Below are 23162 nucleotides of genomic sequence, written 5' to 3'. Positions count from 1 at the left end.
AATTTGAGGAGTCACTTGCTTTATAGTTGTAATTGCATTGTTACACCGTTGCCTTTTGCACGGTTTTAGATTCTTTTAAGAAAATAAAGATAAATACGAAAAAGGTAATAAAAGCAGCCACTGAATTGTATAAAAATACTTCCCGCATCCCGATATACTCACTCGCTATCCCGCCTGCCATGCTGCCAATAATTCTAGCTAATCCTAAACTTAGCAAACCGTTTATTGTTTGCCCAGAGGCCTTTAGTTCTTTGGGAACTTCTTGATTGATGTAGATCGCAAGGGTTACGGATAATACGATAAAAATTAATCCATGCAGCATTTGTATCGGCAGAACAAGATACGGATTGTGAACAAAATAACAGAACAGCCAGCGCAGTCCAGCGAAAAAGGCAGTTGCAACCAAGACAACGGGAATACCAAATCTCTCGATGATTTTATGGCCAAAAAGTAAAAAAGGCAGCTCGCTCAGCGATGAAAAAAGCATCGACCAGCCAAGCAAACTATTATCTGCTCCTAATTGATTAAAATAAATTGGAAAAAAAGCGTAATAATACCCAAGGGTAATCTGAACGATAAAATTTAATAAGGTAAACAACATAAGCTTTCTGTTTTTTAATAAAACTAAGAGAGAAACCTTGTTTTTACTAGACTGATGACCTTTTATTTTGGGCAATTGCGTACAGATGATAAGAGTAAGCAGCATGACTAGAGAATAAACGATAGAGATACTATTAATATTCTTTTTTGCGACGATCCCAAAAGCAACAGACATAATTGCAAAGCCGATGGTACCAGCCAATCGGATCGGACCGAAATTCCATTTTGTCCTGGCTAGATGTTCTAACGTAATTGCGTCACTTAAGGGATTGATCGACGTTTGAAAAAAGGTGACCATACAAATAATCACCAATAAATAAAGGTATTGATGGGATACTGGCAGTAACAATATGGAAACCGCACTTCCTAATGACAGGACCTGAAGAACACGATTTTTACTTTGTGCCTGGTCGCCAATACTTCCCCAAAGTGGCTGCGCCAGGATCGCAATCAATGGGCCAAAGCTTAATAGGGTAGCAATAGACGTCTGACTTAAGCCAATACTTTTTAAGTAGACGGGCATAAATGTACCGTAGACGGCATTGCCCATATAAGAAACGGCGTATAAACAAAGAAATAATAGATAGATACGAGCGGATTTTTCCCCCAAGAAGTTCACCTCAAATTAAATTGTGCAAATCATTTTCCTATTTCCAACCTTATATCCGGAAAAATCCCTTCCAAGTGATGAAATGATTATGTTAAGTTATGTTCGTTATGAATTTTCTCTAATAATGCTAGGCATCCATCTGAAACGAGTTGATAGGTTTCTTCAAAATCCCCTGTGTAATAGGGGTCTGGCACATCCTTTTTGTGTTCCGTTAAATCAAGCAGGCGAAGAATTTTCGGATGCTTAGGCCGCCCGGTTATCTCAAAGATGTTCTTTACGTTATTTTCATCCATTCCAACGATATAATCGAACCTTTCAAAGTCCTCCCTTGATAATTGTCTTCCGACTAGGCCCGTTGCTGAAATGTGATATTTTTTTAAAATGGCAAGTGTTCCTTTATGGGGTGCAGATCCAATGTGCCAAGAACTGGTAGCAGCCGAATCGACCTTTATTTGGTCAGATAAATTTTCTTTTTTTACTAAGTCACGAAATAAAGCTTCTGCCATAGGTGAACGGCAAATGTTCCCCAAGCAGACAAATAAAACATTAATCATTATCATTAGCTCCTTTTTAATTCTTTCGATGTCCTTTAATCTATTATAATAGTAGATAAAATAAAAGGAAAAGAGTTGCTTTTCAGATTAATTATTGTCACTATTTATAATGTAAAAAAATTATTATTAAAGGACGTCATGATGGATACAAAACATAGAGAACCATGGATCGTTTTTGAGTTTGCTAATAGTAACGGTGAAATTGAACCTCTTGTATTTAGCAAGCCCAGAAAAGTGATTGCTGCTTTTACAATAGAGGATGTATTACCTTGTTTTCAGCTTGTTCAGGATGAAGTAAATAATGGCTATTACGCGGCAGGATTTTTATCATACGAAAGCGCGGCGGCATTTGATGGTGCATTTATTACAAATTCAGATAGTAAAATGCCGTTATTATGGTTTGGAATATTTACGGAACCCGGGTCCCATATCATTAGCAGTCAAGGAACTTATACATTAACAGAGTGGGAGCCATCCGTTAGTTTAGAAGAATACACTCAATCCATCGATGCGATAAAGCACGGAATTGAGAGAGGGGTTACCTATCAAACAAACTATACCATCCGGATGCAAAGCCAATTTCAAGGGGATGATTATGCCTTTTTTGAGAAGTTGAAAAAAGCACAGACTTCGGATTATTGCGCGTATATCAATACGGGGGAACATAGTATTTTATCGGCATCACCCGAACTATTTTTCCGTTGGGAGGGTAACCAAATTACTACTCGGCCTATGAAAGGGACCATTAAACGCGGGAAGTCCTTTGAAGAAGACGAGGAGAATGCCCGTTGGCTCTACCTTTCCGAAAAAAACCGAGCTGAAAATGTCATGATTGTCGATATGCTTCGAAATGATTTATCTGTTATCGCGGAATTAGGGACCGTTCAGGTTCCAAACTTATACGACATTGAACCATATCCAACTGTCTATCAAATGACTTCAACCATAACCGCAATGGTTGCTGAAAGGACGGAGCTAGTTGATATTTTTAAGGCACTCTTTCCTTGTGCATCGATAACTGGTGCACCTAAGGTCAGCACGATGAAAATAATTGCAGACTTGGAACCGGAGCCGCGTGAGGTGTATTGTGGGGCCATCGGTTATATATCTCCAAGTAAAGAAGCGGTTTTTAATGTTCCAATTAGAACAGTCTTGATTGATCAGCAATCCGGCCGTGCAACCTATGGGGTAGGAGGTGGGATTACTTGGGATTCTACTTCTGAAGGGGAATATGAAGAAGTTCTTGCAAAAGCGAGTTTACTGGAGGAAGATAGACCTGAGTTTGACCTATTAGAAAGCTTACTTCTCGATGACGGACAGTATTTCTTATTAGATGAACATCTTGAGCGGTTAAAAAAATCTGCCAAATACTTTGGGTTTTCTATTCTAATTGATGAAATCAAAAAGGAATTGGATGAATTTGCTTGTCAAAACTGCAACGGTAAGTTAAAGGTGCGGCTTTTAGTAAATAGGGAAAGAGAAGTAAAACTAGATGCACAACCTGTCTTAACTATGCAAGCGCCAATAAAGGTTATACTTGCCGGCAAATCAATGGATATGGATAATCCGTTTTACTATCACAAAACAACCAATCGTTCAATTTATACTGATTTCCAAGTGTCGAAGCCTGAGGACGTTTTTGATGTCTTACTTTGGAATAAAGATGAGGAGTTAACGGAGTTTACAAACGGGAACCTTGTCTTGGAAATAGAAGGGGAATTATGGACACCGCCTGTGAACTGTGGCTTGCTGGCCGGTACCTTCCGAGAGATGTTAGTGAAGGAAGGAAGGATTCATGAGAGGGTCTTAACCATTTCGGACTTGCGGCAGTGCTCAAAGATCTGGTTTATTAACAGTGTACGGAAATGGTTAGAGGTAGAATTAGTGGACTAGAGTGAACTATGATTTACTTCGGACAATTTCGCGTGATTACGGTCTTGCGCTGTCCGAACTTGGCTAGACTTCGGACAGCCCCGTGTGATTACGGTCTTGCGCTGTCCGAACTTAGCTTGACTTCGGACAGCTCCGTGTGATTACGGGCTAGAGCTGTCCGAACTTAGCATGACTTCGGACAGCCCCGTGTGATTACGGTCTTGGGCTGTCCGAACTTGGCTAGACTTCGGACAGCCCCGTGTGATTAAGGGCTAGAGCTGTCCGAACTTGGCTAGACTTCGGACAGCCCCGTGTGATTACGGTCTTGCGCTGTCCGAACTTGGCTTGACTTCGGACAGTTCCGCGTGATTACAGGCTAGAGCTGTCCGAACTTGGCATAACTTCGGACAGTTCCGCGTGATTACAGGCTTGAGGTGTCCGAACCTGGCATAACTTCGGACAGCCCAGCATCATTACTGTCTAGAGCTGCCCGAACCTGGCTTAAAAAATCAAGGGTATAAGACGTCCAAAGTATCAGCTATAAAAGATAAAAAAGCCATGCAGAGCCCTGTCTACATGGCCTTTTTATTAATCATAAATAGCGCCAGCCACCAGTATACGAAATATCTTCGGCATCTTTGGCAGCGACTGCCTCACATACAAATCCCAGTGCTTCAGTCCCATCCCCCAGTTCAACTCTTCCAAGTCCTAGAGGGGAAGGGATTAGAGCAGCAAATGATCCAAGCTCTGATAAAGGCATTTCCCATAACTCCACTTCAATCGAAGCACCTGCACCATTTGTACGGATTAGCCCTGGTTTTGGAGGAAGAGAGGCTAATTTAACCATTTTGTATTTAAGAGCAGTTTTAGCTGTTCGAACAAATAACGCTCCATGATCCTTCATTTGTTTTTCAAGCGCATAGCCTCTCATATGAAGGCCGCAAACGGCTACTAGTGTAGTCATTTTATTAACTGAGGAACCTAAACCATTTAAAAATAAATCCGATAGCCCAGCAATCAAGTGTTCATTCACAAGACTAGAAAACATCGTGATTCCAAAAGGAATATTTTCCGCAGCATCAACACAAGGCACAGCAATCGCACACAGGTCCAATAAATTACAATGATTCGTATAAAGTCCCATTTTACTGTTTGTTTCAATTGGATTTTCCCTTACTTGATCACGGGTCCAGGTACCACCGCTTGTAGGCATAATCAAAACAGCATTTTTAAGTTCTTGATGTGCTCTTTGTTTGTATGCTTGAAGTTTGTGAATCGCTTTAAATAAGGAAGCCGCATTATATTTCGGATTAGCCCCATTGCGAAGCACTTTTTCTGTTACTGGAAATACAGCTCCTTCATTTGAGTTAATGAATGATCCTAAATCGGACCAGCGCTCCGCCACCCATGGTCCATCATAAAGGATCGAAGCCGCCACAGAAAAATAACTTCCATCGATAAATTCGATGGGAATAGAAAGACTCTTAATCCGATCAATAGTTTGCTCCCAAGCTTGTCGATACTCGTTTGCAAAAGGGCCAAAGAATTCAGGCTCTTCTTTTAATAGTAGAACTTTTTCCGGCAGGGCATTTGTGCTGCGTTTTACGTCACGAGACCAAGGATCATTTTCCTCAAACCCGCGGACTACTTCATCAACAAGTAATGCATCGGCGAGGCTATTAGCAAAGACGGTTACGCAATCAAGGCTTGCGCAAGCAGGAACCACTCCCTTCACCGGCCAAGCTCCAAGACTTGGTTTAAAGCCAACAAGCCTATTTAATGCTGCAGGTACACGGCCCGAACCCGCGGTATCTGTACCCAGGGAAAAAGCAGCAAGTCCTCTGGCTACGGAAACCGAAGAACCAGAGCTTGATCCGCCGCTGATTAGGTCGGGGGAGAGGGCGTTTTTCGTTTCTCCATAAGGGCTGCGTGTACCTACAAGTCCTGTTGCAAATTGGTCGAGGTTTGCTTTGCCGATGGGAATTGCCCCTGCTTTAATCAAGCGTTTCACTGCTGTTGCATGTTCATTCGGGGTGTAGGCAAATTCAGCGCAGCCGGCAGTCGTAGGAACATTTGCCAAATCAATATTATCTTTAATCGCAAAAGGGATTCCCCAAAGCGGTGTTTGCTCTGGGTCCATCTGCTTCAAACCATCAAGATAGGGCTCGATCAGCTCCATAGAAGGAGGAGTAATCCAAATATTAAACTCTTTGTCTCCTTCAGCACGCTTAACAATTTCCTTGCAAAGAGCCTCAGGTGTAAGTTTTTTAGATTGATAGTTTTTCTTCAAATCATGAATGGACAGCGTTTGTGGTATGTTGATGGTTTGCATCGGCTGCACCTCGCTTTTCTTTAGTAATAGAAACAATCAACTGACCCGCATGAACTTCATCTCCAGGCGAGACATGAACAGAATGAACATACCCGTCACATGGGGCCAGCTGTGGAAACTCCATTTTCATACTTTCTTCTATTATTAATGTGTCACCTTTTTTTACTTCATCACCTGGAGCAAAAAGCACTTTCCAAATGCTTCCTGGCAGGGCGGTACGAACCCCTTCAGCACCTTCAGGCAGAACTTCTTCAATGGTCTCTGCCACTTCATGTTCGGAAACAAATTCGGCGAGGCCGTTTTTTCTCCAGCTTTCACGCTCTGCACGGAATGCAGCTTGCTGGGTTTCGCGGAAAGCGTCAGTACTTTCTTTAATAGAATCAAGAAAGGTTAAATAGTCGCCGAGTTTAAACGATGTTTCCGTAATATCCACTTCGAAGCGGCCACGTAAAAAGTCCTCACGCATTACAAGCAATTCCTCGGCACTGACTGGGTAAAATTGAATTTGGTCAAAGAAGCGAAGCAGCCATGGTGTGCCAGCTTGAAAGCTCTTTGTTTCACGAAGTCGATTCCATACTTGAACCGTGCGGCCAACAAATTGATAACCTCCTGGCCCTTCCATTCCGTAAACGCACATATAGGCTCCGCCAATTCCAACGGCATTTTCCGGTGTCCAAGTTCGTGCCGGATTGTATTTAGTTGTTACTAATCGGTGACGGGGATCAACTGGTGTGGCAACAGGAGCCCCTAGATAAACGTCACCAAGACCGAGAACGAGGTAGTTGGCATCAAAAACGATTCTCTTCACATCCTCAATATCATTAAGACCATTCACCCGGCGAATAAATTCTAGATTGCTAGGGCACCATGGAGCATCCGGCCGTACATTTTGTTGATAGCGATCAATTGCCAGTCTTGTTGCCGGATCATCCCATGATAGCGGCAGACGAACAATACGCGAAGGAACTTCCATTTCCTCTAATCGAGGCAGTTTTTCATTAATAGATTCGATCATTTCGCAGACTGATAGGATCGACATTTTGTTTGAATCAAAATGAACTTGCAGGGAACGAATACCCGGAGTCAAATCAAGAACAGGAATTTCTGTTTGTTGTTTGATGGCTTCCATCAAGGCGTGAACCTGGAACCGAAGGAGAAGGTCAAGCTCTAAATCTCCGTATTCAATTAGAATATTCGCATCACCAGCTGCACGAATGCACATTGGAAAGTTACCTTTTACTGCTCTTTTTAAAATAGGGTAATCAGGTGTAAACTGTCTAATTTCTTTAGGCAAGGAAGAAACCGCAGAGTGGGCATTTTCTGTACTTCCGATCAATTCCAGGAACTCTTCCTGTTGTTTACGTAATTTATCTGCTTCTTCTAAAGTAAGTAAATGGAATTGGATCCGGTCACCGGCATGAAGCTGACCGATTTTCCAGAATTCAGCGGAAGCAGTCGTAACAGGGCACACAAAACCGCCTAAACTTGGGCCATCAGGTCCGAGTAAAATCGGCATATCACCAGTTAAATCCAGTGTTCCAATCGCGTAGGCATTATCATGGATATTGGATGGATGGAGACCAGCTTCACCGCCATCCTCTCGTGCCCAAAGCGGAGCAGGGCCAATTAAGCGGACACCTGTCCGTGAACTGTTAAAATGTACTTCCCAGCTAGTGCTTGTTAATTGATCTAAATAATCTGGTAATAAAAATTCCTCAGTACAATGCGGGCCAGGGATCACACCAATTGTCCAGTTTTGTTCTATGATAGGCTGTTTTACGCCAGGAAGCTCACTTGAAATGACGGTTGTAAATTTATTAACACGTAATACATCACCGGTTCGGAGTGCCCGGCCGCCATGACCGCCAAATCCACCAAGCGTAAAGGTGGAAGCACTGCCAAGATGCAGCGGCATATCCAGTCCGCCTGCTACTAATAAATAAGTTCTCATCCCTGAAACAGCTTCACCAAAAGATAGAACCTGGCCACGATTTACAGAAACAACCTTATACATGGGAACAACATTCTCATCAAGCTTGGCATTCATATCAGCACCGGTTAGTACAATCGACATATCACTACGGAAACGGTAGGAGCCGCCGCGAAGCGTTAATTCAAGTCCGGCAGCGTGATCGACATTCCCTAACATTTTATTTCCTATCCTAAAAGAGAAGGGATCCATAGGTCCGCAAGGCGGTACACCTACATCCCAGTGACCCACCCGGCCAGGCCAATCCTGGACAGTTGATTGGATGCCGCCATCAAGGACCTCAATCGCAGATTCATCCGGGAAAAATTCCTTTAGCATTTGTGTATGGACATTACCTGTTCGGCAATCCTCTTCTTCTAAAAGCGCCTGAATATATTGAAGATTCGTCGTAACACCATAAAGTCGGGTTTGCCCGAGGGCAAAACTTAATTGATTAAGCGCTTCTTCACGGGTCTTTGCATGGACAATGATTTTCGCAAGCATAGGATCATAAAGGGGAGTGACTACCAAACCATCTCTAACCCATGTTTCAATACGGGCAGCATCGGAAAATTGAACATTATCAAGCTGTCCGCCGCTCGGCCGGAAATCATTTAAGCAATCTTCAGCATAAATGCGAGCCTGGATACTGTGTCCTTTTGGTATTGAATAAAGTGAATCTAAAGAACGTAATTCACCGGCTGCTTCACGGACCATCCATTCGACTAAATCAATCTTCAAAACTTCTTCCGTCACACCGTGCTCCACTTGAAGACGTGTATTCACTTCGAGGAAGTAGAAGCGCTCCTGATCTGGATCATATAAAAATTCGACCGTGCCGGCACTCCGATAGCCGACTTCCTCGGCTAATCGTTTCGCAGAAGCCAGCATATCATCTCTTACGGAAGCAGGGAGGCAAGGGGCCGGACTTTCTTCAACAACTTTTTGATTCCGGCGTTGAATTGAACAATCACGTTCGCCGAGTGCTGCTACTTCACCAAACTCGTTTCCAAAAATCTGAACCTCAACATGACGGGCCTTTTGGATGTATTTTTCTAAAAATACACCACCATTATTAAAGTTGGCCTCTGCCAGCCTCGAGACGGAATCGAATGCATCACGAAGGGATTGTTGATCTAGACATACACGCATTCCAATCCCGCCGCCGCCGGCGGTACTTTTTAACATAACCGGATAACCAATCCGTTCTGCTTCTGCCAAGGCAGTGCTTAACTCAGTAATAAGTGATGTTCCTGGAAGGAGGGGAACATTAGCCTTTACAGCAATTTCACGTGCGGAATGCTTTAAACCAAACACTTCCATTTGTTCGGGAGTAGGTCCTATAAAGGTAATTCCTTTTTCACGGCAAGCCCGGGCGAAATCGGCATTTTCACTAAGAAATCCATAGCCGGGATGAATAGCCTCTACTTTATTTTCAATTGCTGCCTTCAAAATGAGGTCCGCATTTAAGTAACTTTCCTTAGCGCTACCTTCCCCAATTAAAATAGCTTGGTCGGCATGGTCAACATGCAAGCTGTCTTGGTCGGCTTTCGTGTACACTGCGACAGATTGGATGCCCATCTTTCGCAATGTTCTTTCAATTCGAACGGCAATCGCGCCGCGGTTGGCAATTAATATCTTTTTAAACATGATGAGCACTTCCTTTTGTGGTTATTTATCCCAAATTAAAACTTGAATAGGTGTAGGGTTATAAGCGTTACATGGGTTATTAAGCTGCGGGCAGTTGCTGATTAAGACGAGTGTTCTGCATATGGCCTGCAGTTCAACATATTTGCCTGGTGCTGAGACACCATCTTCAAATGTCAATCCTCCTGCTGGTGTAACCGGGACGTTCATGAAGAAATTGACATTTGGAGCCAAATCTCGTTTTGAAAAGCGGCTGTCATACTTAGCCAACTGGAGCATGAAGGTATCGCGGCAATTATGCATTGGCAGGGTTTCATGCGAATACCTGACTGTGTTACTTTGCGCAGAACAGGCACCCCCAAGTGTATCGTGACGGCCGCATGTATCCGCGACAATTTTAACTAACTCTTTTCCAGATTCGGAGACAAGAACGGATCCTGTTGATAAATAAACATTACCTTGCCTTTGAATGGTATTGACTGCACTGTAATGATCAGAAGGTTTGTCAGCGTCATAAAAAAGGGTATCTGCCGCTTGATTTCCTTCTAAGTCAACGATCCGAAGAACCTGACCTGGTTCAAGGGTGTAGATCCATCCTTCCCCAGCAGGGATGGTTTTGTTAAAAGATGAATTTTCCACTTTTCTCTCACTTACTGCATGATTTAAAACGGCCATTATTGAATTCCTCCTTTGGAAAGTAAATTGTATTCCCATGTATTTTCAAATGCACGTCGGTTTTCTGGTCGATGGTTCAGACAACTATCATTTTCTTGAAGCGGTTCAGCTCCGGCAATCGTCAATTGTACAGGTACAGCTGGGTAAGCGGTCGCCGGGTTTAGCGGGTTCGGCGTATTGGATAGAACCAAAATCACATCCATCTCTGTTCTTAGCGTGATGGTGTCACCTTTTTTGCTGTGATCTGTAACATAATGCAAATTTCCATCATAATCACAATAAACTTTAGAAAATAAATTGACGACTGGCGTAAGATCTTGAGGGGCTAAACCATTACGGAATAGCTCTACTGCAAAGTTTTCTTCGCCGCTTTTGTAATAATCATTTCGTTGGTTTTGATAGGTGGTAATACCGTATTTTTGATTGGTAAGCACACGTGAGGTGTAGCCCGAAATGGTATCATGCCAGCCGAGTGAATCCTCAATGATGCTCGCTAGGACCCTGCCGTTATCGCTCATGAGAACATTTCCTTTTGTTAAATGGGAAGTGTGCTGGGCTTTCAGGGTATCCGGCATATTGTAACGTTCGGACAGATCATTTGCGTTATAAAGCAGCAGGGAAACATTCGCACCCTCTTCGAGAGCAGTAAACGTGATTTGTTTTCCACGGCTGATCTGGATAGACCATTTTCCGCCCGCCGGAATTATTTTTGAAATCTTGGATGGTGATAGAGTGTTCATGTCATCTTTCCTCCTATTCAGTAATTAAAAAAGGATAAAAACCATAGGGAGATGAATCTCCCAGGCTTTTATCCTTCCGTGTATACAGTTTAACTGTACGCTCTCTCTCGGACCAGTCTTTAAAGTTATCTTTAAACGGAACCCTAGACAGCTTTTTGTTTCCAACCTTTTGTGGAAACCTTTATTTATGATGGTTTCAGTATATCGTTTGGCTGTGAGATCCAACAACATTCATGTTATATTTTCTAACACGGTTTTTGTTAGTCAGCTATTTGTTTAACCTTTGAAATGGAGTATTTTCGCTCCTTTGCCACTTGCCATTTTGATTTAATAAAGAGGTAAACGAACCCAACAGCTACCCAAATCAAACCAATTATTAGGGTAGTTTTATCAAGCAAAGTAAGCAGCCAGCCGATAAAACCTGCACCAATGAGAGGGAAGACTAGGTACAAAAATGTTTCTTTTGGTGACCTTCTTTTTTGCTTGATATAATAATGAAAGATGACGGAGAGATTAACGAACGTAAACGCAGTTAGTGCGCCAAAACTTACAAATAACACAGCTGAATCAAGGTTAATAAACACAGCTGAAAGGGAAATCACTGAAACAAACAATATGTTGGAAACAGGTGTTTTATATTTTGGATGGATCGTCGTAAATAACTTTTTTGGTAAAATCGATTCACGGCCTAGAGCAAAAAGGAAGCGGCTGACACTTGTAACAGAAGAGACACCCTGTGTAAAAGTCGCAACAATTAGTACCATGATAAAAAACGAACTTAGCAAGTTGCCGCCAACAATCTGAACAAGGCTGTATGCGGCATTATCTGGATTGGTAAACGTGAAATTTGGAAAGGCAATTTGCGATAAATAAGATATGGCAAGATACATAACGACGGCAATGATGACAATCAGGTAAATCGCTTTCGGTATCGTTTTCTTCGCATTTATGGTCTCTTCCGCCATTGTTGTTACAGCGTCAAAGCCGAGGAAACAAAAACAGATAAGCGCAGCGCCTGATAGAACTCCGCCAACAGACGTATGGTCATTAAAAAATGGGGCTAAAGAAAGTATAGAGTTAGAATCTGTCTGGCCAGTAAGAATATCCTTAGCTACAAAAATGCAAAAGAGAAGGATAAAGGCAATTTGGAAAAGGACCGACAAACCGCTAACGCGTGCAGCTGATTTAATACCGACAATATTAACGATGGCTAGGACAACGTTCATCACGATAATCCAAACAAATACTGGAATAGTAGGGAATTCGGTATTCATAAAAATCCCGAAAGTAAGAATCGCAATAATTGGGGAGAAAATATAATCTAATAGAAGGGCCCATCCAACCAAATAACCAGCAATCGGGTGGATCGCTTTTTTCGTATAGATATAAGCAGAACCAGAAATCGGATAGGCCTTGACCATTTGACTATAGCTGTAGGCAGTAAAGAAGATCGCAATAAATGCTGTTACATAAGCAGCTGCCAGCATCCCACCTGCAGCTTGGGAGGCGACACCATAAACAGTGAAATAGATCATTGGCGTCATCCAGGCCAGCCCCATAAAAACTACTTGGTGCAGTGTCAGTGATTTTGCAAGTGTTGGTTTTCCATTCATTTTCATCCATCCTTTTCCGTTGTGGTTGGAAAAGAAAAAGCCCGGGAGAATTTTAAAAATAAAATTCTCCCGGGCTTTTATCCCTCCGTGTATACAGCGAACTGTACGCTCCCTCTCGGACCAGTCCTTAAAGGAGTCTTTCAAGACCTCTTTAAACGGAACCCTAGAGAGCAATTTTTGTTCCTCTTTTAAAAGTCGAGAAACCTTTATTTGGTTGATACGTTGAAGTATATAGGAGAAAAATAAGGATTTCATTGAATGTGTTAGGTTTCCTTACACAAAAAGTAAAAAACTTTGGGGGTGATAAGATATTCCTACCGTTCTCGAAATGGAGAGTCATAAATAGGTTTTTAAAAAAGTAAAAGGGATGAGCTAAAAAAAGCCCATCCCTTGTATCATTATTTTTATTTCTTCCCGCCTGCGTTTACTGGCAATGAATAATCTGGGATTGCATCATAAACTGCCGGATCTACGTTCTCAATTGAACCCTCTGCTAAACTATTAAGAACAGCCATAACCGGTACTTTTGCTGTTTCCTTTAACATCCCATTTTGCTTTTGACCCAATGTTTGGGTTTGTCCCTTTATTTCAATCAACATGGTGGCAGTTCCATTTAATTGAATGGCGCCTAATCCTGATCCTGGATAGTTAACCTGAGGATATTTTTGAATCGCCCCGTAAGAGGAATTTCCCCGCTGTAAGGATTCATAGGCAACTGCATTTACCTTTTTGCTAAATGTTTCTACATCTTTATCCACTTTATACGTCCTTCCACTGAAAGGATCTACGTATGGTTTAGTTGTAAATAGAGCTAAAAGCTGAATAGAGACGGAACGATTGTCTTCTTCTGATAATTGGTTAAAACCGCGGTGGTGAAGGTCAATCGCCACATCCGGATTAAATTGTTTTACTAATGATGTTAAGGCACGTGTTTCAGGCGAAAAAACAAATGATGCTTGTGAACCATTGTTCGTGCTAGTGCTATTTAAGAGATTGGCAACTTTTTGTGGATCCTTTTTAATTTCGTCGTTTATATTAAAGTCGTAATTTGGATTGAAATCACGATTCAGGTCAAAACCAGGGATTCCGTATACGACTTTTCCCTCATTATTTTGCGCCCGTTCACTGCCTTCAGCATTGTAATACCAAGGAGCGGTAGTGCCGGCTGGCAGTCCTAATTCTTCTGGATTCCAAGTTTGGTGCGAGTATCTAACAGGGAATGGCTTGCCTTCGTATTGATTTGCTGTACCGTCCGGATTGACCCGAGGGACGAACCAAACATTTACCTTGTCCAATATATTAGCAGCTTCTTTGCCTCCAGCTGATAGTTTTTGGATTAACTCGACAGCAGCTTCAGTACCAAGCGGTTCGTTGCCATGAATTTGCGTATACACTAGTACACGTTTTTTGTTTGGATTATTATCGCCTAGTTTCGCAACATAAAGGGGATAGCCATCATTGGATGTGCCAAATTGTTCCAACTTCATTTTTCCATTAGAGGCTTGTTCCAATTGTTTCAATTTTGCTTCTAATTGTTCATTCGACATAAAACTTTCAAAGGAAAGGTTCTGTTGGTCCTGTACCCATGGTCCATTTGGCGTTGTGGTTGGCTCTGCAAAAACTGCCGTGGTGCCGCATCCAAGTGTAGCAGCTAGAATGCCGGTTGATAGTATGTATCCGAATACTTTTTTCTTTTTCATCACTTATTCCCTCCAAGTGTTATTAAATCAAAGAAATACTAACATACTTCGTTTACCTAATAAACTATCAATTAAAAAAATTTTGAAAATTAGTTATATACTACTAATGTTAAGTAAAATAATTGATTTAACTAGAACCAAATAACTAGATGAAAAATATGTAGAATTTTCAAATAAATTGGTGATGAAAAGAAGGTTAGACTCATTGGAGATGCGGGAAGAACATAAATATGAATAATTGTTATATCAAACATTGGATTGATTAAATAAATGTTGAACTATTATCTGAAGGGGGAGTTTCAGTTGAAAATTAATAAACCTGAATGGCTTTCACTTAGTAAGGATATAAAGGTGAAACTTATCCGCTTAGCAATCTTAGAAAATACATCTAAATATCTCTTAAAACAGGGACGATAGAATATAGCAAGTTTGACAAAAAGTAAACAATAAAAAGAGGACCACTAGAGACAAAACTAGTGGTATTCTTTTTGGTTTCATGAACTTTATGAACAAAATGGTGATTAAGTTTTTAATGCGACTTAAATATATAATATTTATAATATTCGTGAAACTCGTAAAATAAAGAAAACGTTTACAAGGGGGAATGTGAAATGTTTTCTTTCAGAAAAATCTCAACAGTCATGTGTGCAGGTGCTTTGGCATTAAGTTTAGGGGCTTGCAGCAGTAGTAAGGAAACAGCAGGTACGAATTCAGGTAAAAAAGAGGAAAGTACCGGCTATCCGACGAAAGCGATTACAGTAGTCGCTCCATCTGGTGCAGGAGGTGGATGGGATTTAACAGCCCGTTCTTTTACAAAAATTTTAAGTGAGACAAAACTAGTTAATCAGCCAATGACGGTGGAGAATAAGCCGGGCGGTGGAGGCGCAGTCTTTATGGCCGAATACGCAACCCAGCAAGCTGAAAATAATGAAATGCTGTTTGTGAGTTCACCGCCAATTATTATCAACAATCTCAAAAAGGAAGGGAACAGTCCATATGGGTACAAAAATACAACTCCACTGGCCCAGCTAACCAAAGATTATGGGGCAATCGTGGTTAAAAATGATTCTAAATTTAAGGATTTAAAATCAGTATTAGAAGTAGTAAAAAAAGATCCAACAAAATTAACGTTTGCCGGCGGTTCCGCTCCAGGTTCGATGGACCACTTAATTTCTATTCTTCCAGCTTATAAATTTGGCGTAGATCCAACCAAAATTAAGTATGTCTCTTACGATGGCGGCGGGGAAGCGATTACCGCCCTTCTAGGTGGTAATGCTGACGTTATTGGTACCGATGCGTCGAGTGTAAAGGAGTTTTTAAAAGCAGGAAAAGTAAGAGTTCTGGCCATTACAGCTTCGGAACGATTAGCTGGCGATTTTAAGGATGTTCCAACAGCAAAAGAACAAGGAATTGATGCGGAATTTACCATTTGGCGCGGGGTATTTGGTCCAGAAAAAATGTCTAAGGAAGCCAAAACCTATTGGGAAAAAACCATTGATAAATTAGTTCAATCTCCTGAATGGAAAAAGGAAGTTGAGACACAAGGGTGGGAATTAGAGTACAAAAACGGCTCTGACTTCAAAAAATTCTTAGGAGAACAAGATAAGCAGGTCCAGCAATTATTAACTGCGTTAGGAATGCAGAAGTAAGCAGAAAGGGGAGGGGGTAACATCTCCTCCTTATTTTTATAGGGGGTGTCTTATGTGGATATAAAATTTGATCGCTGTGCATCTATCTTATTTTTAACAGTCGGTGTTCTATTTATGATTGGAAGCAAACATATTTCGAGCTCTTCCTATGGAAGTGTCGTCGGCCCTGATATTTTTCCATTTGTTCTCGGGATTATTCTTGTTTTACTTAGTATCCGTTTATTCTATGAAACATTCATTAACAAGTACGGCAAAGGCAAGAAAGAGGCATTGCAGTACAAGCCTTTCTTCATTATTTTTATTGCTGCGCTGGTTTATATTTTAACCCTGGAATCGGTCGGGTATGTCATTACCACCTTTCTCTTTTTAGTGGTTTGTTTCCAAACCATGGAGAGGAAAAAGCTGATTTCTTCTATTATAATTGCAGCTTTTTTCTCAGGTATCGTCTATTTCTTATTTGTAGATGTCTTAAAGGGAACACTCCCAGGCTGGCCAATTTGGTTTTAGATCATACTTGAATCACTAGAAGGGGTGCAAAGATGAATACACTCGATTATTTATTGCAAGGATTTGGAACAGCACTTGTTTGGTATAATATCCTATTTGCCTTTGTTGGCGTGTTAATTGGTACCGCTGTTGGGGTGCTCCCAGGAATTGGACCGATGAGCGGGGTCGCCTTACTTATTCCCGTCACAGCCTCGATTACGGGCGGTCTCCCGCCAGAACAAGCAGCTACAAGTGCAATTATTCTATTAGCAGGCGTCTATTATGGGGCGATGTATGGCGGTTCTACCACTTCCATTCTCTTAAATACTCCCGGTGAGTCTTCCTCAGTGGTTACCACTCTTGATGGGTATCAAATGGCTAAGAAAGGGAGAGCTGGGAGTGCACTATCAATTGCGGCCATCGGTTCGTTTGTGGCAGGGATTGTTACACTGGTTGCTTTGATTGCTTTGGCAAAACCTTTGTCAGCTGTGGCCCTTAAGTTCGGTCCAGCCGAATATTTTTCCTTAATGCTCTTGGGTCTTGGAGCAGTAAGCGGTCTTGCTGGAAAATCAGTTACCAAGGCATTAATCATGACGGTTTGTGGCTTATTGCTTGGTACAATCGGAATTGATACAGTTTCGGGAATTGCCCGATTTACCTTTGATATACCCTGGCTCTTTCAAGGGATTGAATTCTTAACGATAGCCGTAGGATTGTTTGCACTTGGCGAGGTATTTAAGACCATTTTAGAGAAAGAAGAGGAAGATGGCGAGATTGCTAGAATTACTAATTTACTTCCATCCAAGGAAGAATTTAAGGAGTCGGCAGGACCGATTGCCCGCGGTTCGATCTTAGGCTTCTTTGTTGGGATTTTACCAGGAGCGGGGGCAACACTTGCTTCGTTCTTCTCTTATTTACTAGAGAAAAGAATCTCTAAAAACCCTTCGAAATTTGGTACGGGTGCCATTGCCGGGGTAGCTGCACCGGAATCAGCCAATAACGCAGCCTCTGGCGGTGCGATGATTCCGTTACTAACCCTTGGAATCCCGGGTTCCGGAACAACAGCCATCTTAATGGGTGCACTGATGATGTATAATGTTCAGCCTGGTCCGTTATTATTTGAAGACCATCCACAGGTAGCCTGGGGATTAATCGCCAGTATGTTTATTGGAAATATCATGCTGCTCATCCTCAATTTGCCGCTTGTGAAAGTATTTGCGAAAATCATTGAAACCCCTAAGAAATATTTAATACCAATGATTATCGCCGTGTCTATTTTTGGGGTGTATGCCGTTCAAGTTTCAACCAATGATCTTTTGCTTTTACTCGGCTGCGGGCTTTTTGGATATTTCTTTAGTAAAAATGATTACCCAATTGCACCGCTTGTTCTTGGGCTCGTCTTAGGACCAATGGTTGAGAATAATTTACGGAGAGCCTTAACGATTTCAAATGGGGATTATGGTGTCTTCTTTACTCGTCCGATTTCGCTTATCTTTCTACTGATTACCGCTCTTTGGTTAGTGATTCCGTTTATGATGAAGAGAAGAGGAAAGGAAGTCATTATCAATATGGAAGGGTAAATTTTTTAAATAGTTTAAAAACTCCTTTTAATAAGGAGTTTTTTTAATATAATGGAAATAGAGGTGTCTGCATGCGTTTACATACAAAATTAATGCTTGGAATATCTATTTTAATTATTATCATGGGGACGATTATCGAATTTTCATTTAAAAACATTATGGAGTCCAATCTTAAGCATCAGATTGGCACGAAGGCCTTATCAGTTGCACAAACCATTGCGAACATGCCGAATATCCAGACTGCATTTCGTACCGATGATCCGTCCGCAATAATTCAGCCGATAGCTGAAAAAATTCGAAAACAAGTCGGAGCCGAGTTTATCGTTGTTGGGAACCGGAACGAAATTCGATATTCCCACCCCAATCCAAACAGAATCGGCCAAAAAATGGTTGGTGGTGATAATGGTCGTGTTTTTAAAGGAGAATCTGTCATCTCAGAATCGACCGGAACACTTGGTCCTTCACTCAGAGGCAAAGCGCCAATAATTAGTGGAGGAACGGTAATTGGAGTGGTTTCAGTTGGCTACCTGCAGACAGAAATTCAAAAAGAGATAGCAAAAATACAGCAAAAGATCTTTGTTACCAGCTTAATCATTTTAGTAGGGAGTCTAATTGCAGCGATACTAATCTCGTTAAATATCAAACGGGCGATATTTGGGCTAGAACCGAGAGAGATTGCCTGGATGTACCAGGAAAAGCATGCCATCCTCGAGTCTATTCATGAAGGAATCATTGCCATCGATACGGTTGGGCGAATTACGGTGGTAAATGAAACGGCCCATACGATTTTAGGTGTCCCGAATGAAGTCCTTTTACGTGGTAAACGAATTGAAACCGTCCTTGAAAATACACAACTATATGAAGTGGTTAAATCAGGACAGGCGGAATATGATCAAGAAATTCTCATTCACGGTGATGTATATTTGGCCAATCGCATTCCGATTTTTGATAAGAACCGAGAGGTAATAGGGGCGGTTGCAAGCTTTCGGAATAAATCAGAGCTGTCCAATCTATTAAAGGAATTATCTCATATTAAGGCATATGCTGAGGGATTACGGGCCCAAACCCATGAATATTCGAACAGACTGTACACACTGCTCGGCCTCATTCAGCTTGGCTCTTATAAAGAAGCGATTGATTTTATCGCCAAGGAAGTGGATGTAGCGCAAGGTTTTATCCAATTTTTAATGAAAGAAATACCTGATCCGATTATTGCCGGCTTTGTTTTAGGAAAAGTTAGTCTCGCGAGCGAATTAAAAATTGATCTTTCCATTGATCGAGGCAGCAGTTTTAAAGATGTACCTGTTGAAGTTAGTCGTGATAGGTTAGTAACGATTATCGGCAATCTCATCAATAATGCTTTTGAGGCGGTTAGAGAAAGTCCAAATGTTGAAAAAAGAGTCTCACTCTTCTTAACCGATCTTGGCAAGGAATTAATTATTGAGGTGGAGGATAATGGAGTTGGCATAGACACCAACGTTCAGGATTACATCTTCAAACCTGGTTTTTCTACTAAAAAGACAAACAGTAATTCCGGTATCGGTCTCAGCTTGGCACAAAGGGCCATTAATGATTTAGGCGGCTATTTGACATTTTCGTCAACTAAAGGGGAAGGGACTATTTTCACGGCAGCGATACCAAAGTGCAGGGGGATGTTAAATGAAGGAGAACAAAGATATCGAAGTGTTAATAGTTGAGGATGATTTGAGAATTGCAGAAATCCAGAAACGATTTCTCGAGCTCATAGATGGCTTCCAACCTGTTGGAATTGCCGTGAGCTATCTAGAAGCCAAAACGCTTATAGACGTACTGCAGCCTGATTTAATTCTCCTTGATGTTTATTTTCCTGATATGAATGGATTAGACTTACTAAAAGAAACAAAGCTCCAAACGAAACAAATGGATGTCATCATGATTACAGCAGCTAAAGAGATTGATAAGGTTCAATCAGCTATTCGGTTAGGTGTGTTTGATTACATCATAAAACCGGTCATTTTTGAACGATTTAAACAGTCTTTACAACGATATCAGGAATATCATAGGAAATATTTAAAACTAACCAAGGAGAATTTCTATATCTCACAGCAGGAAGTAGACATGCTGTTACGAAAAGAGAACGATAACACTACAAATGAAAAGGCTTACCTTCCAAAGGGGATTGATCCACTTACACTCGAAAAAGTAATTGAAGTCCTTGGAAAAGTAACCGACGGACTCACAGCAGAAACCGTTGCGAAAGAGGTGGGCGTTAGTCGAACTACCGCGAGAAGGTATCTGGAACATCTCGTATCAATTGAAAAAATAGAAGCGGATTTGTCCTATGGAACAGTAGGCCGGCCGGAACGGGTTTATTTATTACAATAAAACGAAGTAGTTTTTAGTCAATGGTGAAACAAACCAGGAAAAAGTCTATTCCGGCAATGGAATGGACTTTTTTTATTTTAAGAACAATCCATATTAATAGGAGTAAATAACAGATCGATGCAAATATTTTGAAAAGTTATTATTGATTAAAAATAATCATTAACTATATCTTAATATTTTGTTAATATATTAATATTATTATGGTCTTTTTTAACTTATTTTTGATGTAAGTATTTTAAGTATAGATGGAGGGAGGGCCAATATAGAATGAGTAAGGATAAAATTTATATCATCATCTTATTTCTAGTATCACTGTTGGGCTCATTATTCCCAAAGAATAACCCGTTTGGAGAAACGTTTTTTTTCAAAGCATTATTCCTCTATTGGATATTTACGATCCTTTCCTTCCATTTACGAACGATTAGTAAAAAAGGTAATGTCACTGTTGATTATGGGCTAAATTATAGTTTATCGTTTATTTTAATATTTGGTCCAGTTGGTTTATTAATATATGAATCCCTTTTTCGGATTACAGCGTATTTTTATAAAAAAGTAACAAAAACGGATGACCCTGAAGAGTTTCTACACATCTTTTATAACATTGGTTCTTTTGTTCTGCAAAATACGGTAACCTATTTCATATACCAAGCCCTAAACAAATCCTTTTCTGTCTTTCCGTTTGGGTTTTGGATGTTGATGTGTATCCTTGTCATTGTGAATGCTATTTTATCAGATACTTTCTTAGTTATCATTTTTTATTTGATGAAAGAAATCAGCACAAAAAAAGAACTGGTTAGCTTTGTGAAAAGTAGAAGTATTCTTGATCTCCTTAGAATTTCTTTTATAAATGGGATGTTATTTCTACTAATTAAAGAAGGATTATGGGAAATGGTCCTTGGTCTATTTATTATCAATTATTTAGTAGGTCATTCTTTTATTTCAAAGGCACAATTAATTCAGCATAAGCTTGAACGGGATCAATTTGAACAAATGGCGTATTCAGACTTCTTGACCGGGGTTCATAATCGGGCTTATATGGATCAGAAAATGACCGAGTTAAACCAGTGTGATGAATGGATAGGGATTGTAGTCGGTGATATTGATAATTTTAAAAGAATAAATGATACCTATAATCATGCCGTTGGGGACCAAGTCATTATCCATTTTGCCAATAAACTTCGATCCTATCTTGGAAAGAATGATCTCTTATTTAGGAGTGGCGGCGAAGAGTTTACTTTATTTATACGAAATAAAGAATATGAGGAAACAACTTTATTGTTAAAAGAAATTCTTACGCACATTGAAAATTGTACCCTAAACCTAGAGTACAAAGGTGAAACGATTCAGGTTCAATATACTTCTTCAATGGGACTTTACTTTTTTAAATTAAATGAAAGTTTATCAATAGAAAAAGGATATGTTCAAGCTGACCAATTAATGCTTGAATCTAAAATGAGTGGCCGAAATAGATTAACATCGCAGAAAGCACCAATCTAAACAGTAAAGGAAGGTGTCCCATAGGTATAACTTTAGGGCACCTTCTTTCTTATACTTAGAACTAGTCTGTTGATTTCCGCTCCAGGCGCTTCGCTTTCCGCGGGCGGTCCGGGGAGCCTCCTCGGCGCTTAAGCGGCCTGTGGGGTCTCCCCTGCCCCTTACTCCCGCAGGAGTCTTCGCGCCTTCCGCTCCAATCAACATAGTGTGCAAAGATGATTCATCAACCACCTTTTGGGTCAACCTCTTTTATAATTTATAAGAGTTACATATTTGTACTGTCGGTTTGATTTTTTAATTCGTCTTTCGCGATTTGCTCCATACTGTTTCCACCGTAATCTGGAACATTCCCTGCATGCTCACGGTGATATTCAGAACCAGATCCTTGCGGACTATCTATTGCATTATTGTTTGGCTGCTTCCGGTCTTGTGTAGACATTAAAATTCACCTCCACGTGAAAGAGCTCAGGAAGGCTCTCTTTTAACAGTCGTGATGTTTAGACAGATGAAGCGGAGGTGGGATCAGCCAGCCTTTTTCTTTATTTAACCGCAGAATCTTCGCACCAAGTGCAGCTTTTTGCATATGGAATTGTCCGTACATCATGGCTACATCTTCCCTGATAGACATTCCAATCACTTGACTGCAGGCAACTAACCCTGCAGCGGTATCTGCTGCAAGGGTTGCAGCAATGGCTGGGTCAGGAATTCGAGCACCCATTGGGATATCTTCTAAGCAGGCTTCTGGCGGGTCAGGCAGTGCTGGAGGAAGACCAATGCCATTTTCCTTTAACATCTCCTCAATTTGCTTTTTTTGCTGTTCGCCTGTTTCGATTGCTTCTACTAGTAACTTTTTTAAATCCTCATCACCTGCATGGTTTAACATGGTTTTATAACCGGAGATCATATTGTTTCCAGCTAATTGTGATGCCCAAATATCAAAAACCTCACCATAGTGCAAGGGCTCTTCTTTTGGATTTCCACTTAAGATTCCCATTGTTACCCTCCTTATCGTATTAGAAAAATGGTTCAGGATAAGTGCCTCCTTTCCTGAAGTGCACAGTGATAGTTTTTCCTCCACATTATCAATTTAATTCTCTTTACGATAGATTTTTATCGAATAGAAGAGAAAAGAAGCCGTACTCTAACCACAAGTTCAAAAAATGTTCATGGTTTGTTCATATTTTCCTGATATGATAGATGTTAGGGAAATTGGAACGGATCTTCTATTTAATAGTTCTGTTTTTATTGTCATAATATTGCACTATGAGGTGAAACGA

At 40.9% G+C, this 23162-nt stretch carries 17 protein-coding genes and 2 riboswitches; of the genes, 7 read left to right on the top strand and 10 right to left on the bottom strand.

Going from position 1 to position 23162, the window contains the following annotated elements; genetic code table 11:
• Positions 1 to 40 precede the first annotated feature (40 nt).
• Together ACZ9EE_RS05010 and ACZ9EE_RS05005 are read right to left on the bottom strand one after the other, a co-directional pair.
• The gene (locus ACZ9EE_RS05010; RefSeq protein WP_476025568.1) at positions 41 to 1210 is read right to left on the bottom strand and encodes an MFS transporter; all 1170 of its coding nucleotides are present in this window, start codon (positions 1208 to 1210) and stop codon (positions 41 to 43) included.
• An 86-nt stretch (positions 1211 to 1296) separates the two neighbouring features.
• A complete protein-coding gene (locus ACZ9EE_RS05005; protein ID WP_476025567.1) occupies positions 1297 to 1764 on the bottom strand; it encodes a low molecular weight protein-tyrosine-phosphatase in 468 nt (155 codons plus the stop codon).
• 75 nt (positions 1765 to 1839) lie between these two features.
• Here ACZ9EE_RS05005 and pabB point away from each other — a divergent pair, with 75 nt between their 5' ends.
• Positions 1840 to 3657 (top strand): aminodeoxychorismate synthase component I, encoded by a 1818-nt coding sequence (gene pabB / locus ACZ9EE_RS05000; protein WP_476025566.1) that lies wholly within the window; start codon positions 1840 to 1842, stop codon positions 3655 to 3657.
• A gap of 571 nt (positions 3658 to 4228) precedes the next feature.
• On the opposite strand, the gene atzF is transcribed toward pabB, so the two are convergent.
• From atzF to ACZ9EE_RS04970, 6 genes are all read right to left on the bottom strand, one after another.
• Positions 4229 to 5968, bottom strand: coding sequence for an allophanate hydrolase (gene atzF / locus ACZ9EE_RS04995; RefSeq protein WP_476025565.1), 1740 nt, complete (start codon positions 5966 to 5968; stop codon positions 4229 to 4231).
• Positions 5928 to 9587 carry an urea carboxylase gene (uca, locus tag ACZ9EE_RS04990; protein WP_476025564.1) on the bottom strand — a complete coding sequence of 1220 codons (3660 nt, stop codon included), beginning with the start codon at positions 9585 to 9587 and terminating at the stop codon, positions 5928 to 5930. Before uca ends, atzF begins: the two co-directional genes overlap by 41 nt.
• Before the next feature lie 21 nt (positions 9588 to 9608).
• Entirely contained in the window at positions 9609 to 10259 is a 651-nt protein-coding gene (locus ACZ9EE_RS04985; RefSeq protein WP_476025563.1) for an urea amidolyase associated protein UAAP2, read from the bottom strand.
• The gene (locus ACZ9EE_RS04980; RefSeq protein WP_476025562.1) at positions 10259 to 10999 is read right to left on the bottom strand and encodes an urea amidolyase associated protein UAAP1; all 741 of its coding nucleotides are present in this window, start codon (positions 10997 to 10999) and stop codon (positions 10259 to 10261) included. The genes ACZ9EE_RS04985 and ACZ9EE_RS04980 overlap by 1 nt, the downstream gene beginning before the upstream one ends.
• A 55-nt stretch (positions 11000 to 11054) precedes the next feature.
• A riboswitch (guanidine-I (ykkC/yxkD leader) is annotated at positions 11055 to 11157 on the bottom strand.
• Positions 11158 to 11259: 102 nt separating this feature from the next.
• On the bottom strand, positions 11260 to 12612 hold the full coding sequence (locus tag ACZ9EE_RS04975; protein ID WP_476025561.1) for an APC family permease: 1353 nt from the start codon (positions 12610 to 12612) through the stop codon (positions 11260 to 11262).
• A 64-nt stretch (positions 12613 to 12676) separates the two neighbouring features.
• Positions 12677 to 12790, bottom strand: a riboswitch (guanidine-I (ykkC/yxkD leader).
• A 226-nt stretch (positions 12791 to 13016) separates the two neighbouring features.
• Positions 13017 to 14312, bottom strand: coding sequence for a M14 family zinc carboxypeptidase (locus tag ACZ9EE_RS04970; protein ID WP_476025560.1), 1296 nt, complete (start codon positions 14310 to 14312; stop codon positions 13017 to 13019).
• Positions 14313 to 14923: 611 nt separating this feature from the next.
• Here ACZ9EE_RS04970 and ACZ9EE_RS04965 point away from each other — a divergent pair.
• From ACZ9EE_RS04965 to ACZ9EE_RS04940, 6 genes are all read left to right on the top strand, one after another.
• Complete coding sequence (locus ACZ9EE_RS04965; protein ID WP_476025559.1) at positions 14924 to 15961, top strand: Bug family tripartite tricarboxylate transporter substrate binding protein; 1038 nt, start codon at positions 14924 to 14926, stop codon at positions 15959 to 15961.
• 54 nt (positions 15962 to 16015) lie between these two features.
• Positions 16016 to 16468 (top strand): tripartite tricarboxylate transporter TctB family protein, encoded by a 453-nt coding sequence (locus tag ACZ9EE_RS04960; protein ID WP_476025558.1) that lies wholly within the window; start codon positions 16016 to 16018, stop codon positions 16466 to 16468.
• Positions 16469 to 16500: 32 nt separating this feature from the next.
• Positions 16501 to 18027 (top strand): tripartite tricarboxylate transporter permease, encoded by a 1527-nt coding sequence (locus tag ACZ9EE_RS04955; protein ID WP_476025557.1) that lies wholly within the window; start codon positions 16501 to 16503, stop codon positions 18025 to 18027.
• Positions 18028 to 18098: 71 nt separating this feature from the next.
• Positions 18099 to 19724, top strand: a complete 1626-nt coding sequence (locus ACZ9EE_RS04950) for an ATP-binding protein (protein ID WP_476025556.1) — start codon at positions 18099 to 18101, stop codon at positions 19722 to 19724.
• On the top strand, positions 19687 to 20391 hold the full coding sequence (locus ACZ9EE_RS04945) for a response regulator (RefSeq protein ID WP_476025555.1): 705 nt from the start codon (positions 19687 to 19689) through the stop codon (positions 20389 to 20391). The genes ACZ9EE_RS04950 and ACZ9EE_RS04945 overlap by 38 nt, the downstream gene beginning before the upstream one ends.
• A gap of 267 nt (positions 20392 to 20658) precedes the next feature.
• Positions 20659 to 21888, top strand: a complete 1230-nt coding sequence (locus tag ACZ9EE_RS04940; protein WP_476025554.1) for a GGDEF domain-containing protein — start codon at positions 20659 to 20661, stop codon at positions 21886 to 21888.
• 262 nt (positions 21889 to 22150) lie between these two features.
• On the opposite strand, the gene ACZ9EE_RS04935 is transcribed toward ACZ9EE_RS04940, so the two are convergent.
• A complete protein-coding gene (locus ACZ9EE_RS04935; RefSeq protein ID WP_476025553.1) occupies positions 22151 to 22324 on the bottom strand; it encodes a hypothetical protein in 174 nt (57 codons plus the stop codon).
• A gap of 42 nt (positions 22325 to 22366) precedes the next feature.
• Entirely contained in the window at positions 22367 to 22879 is a 513-nt protein-coding gene (locus tag ACZ9EE_RS04930; protein ID WP_476025552.1) for a DUF3231 family protein, read from the bottom strand.
• Positions 22880 to 23162 lie beyond the last annotated feature (283 nt).

It is taken from the genome of Bacillus sp. URHA0034 (genome assembly GCF_056280405.1).
This window is presented reverse-complemented; position numbering and strand designations above follow the sequence as displayed.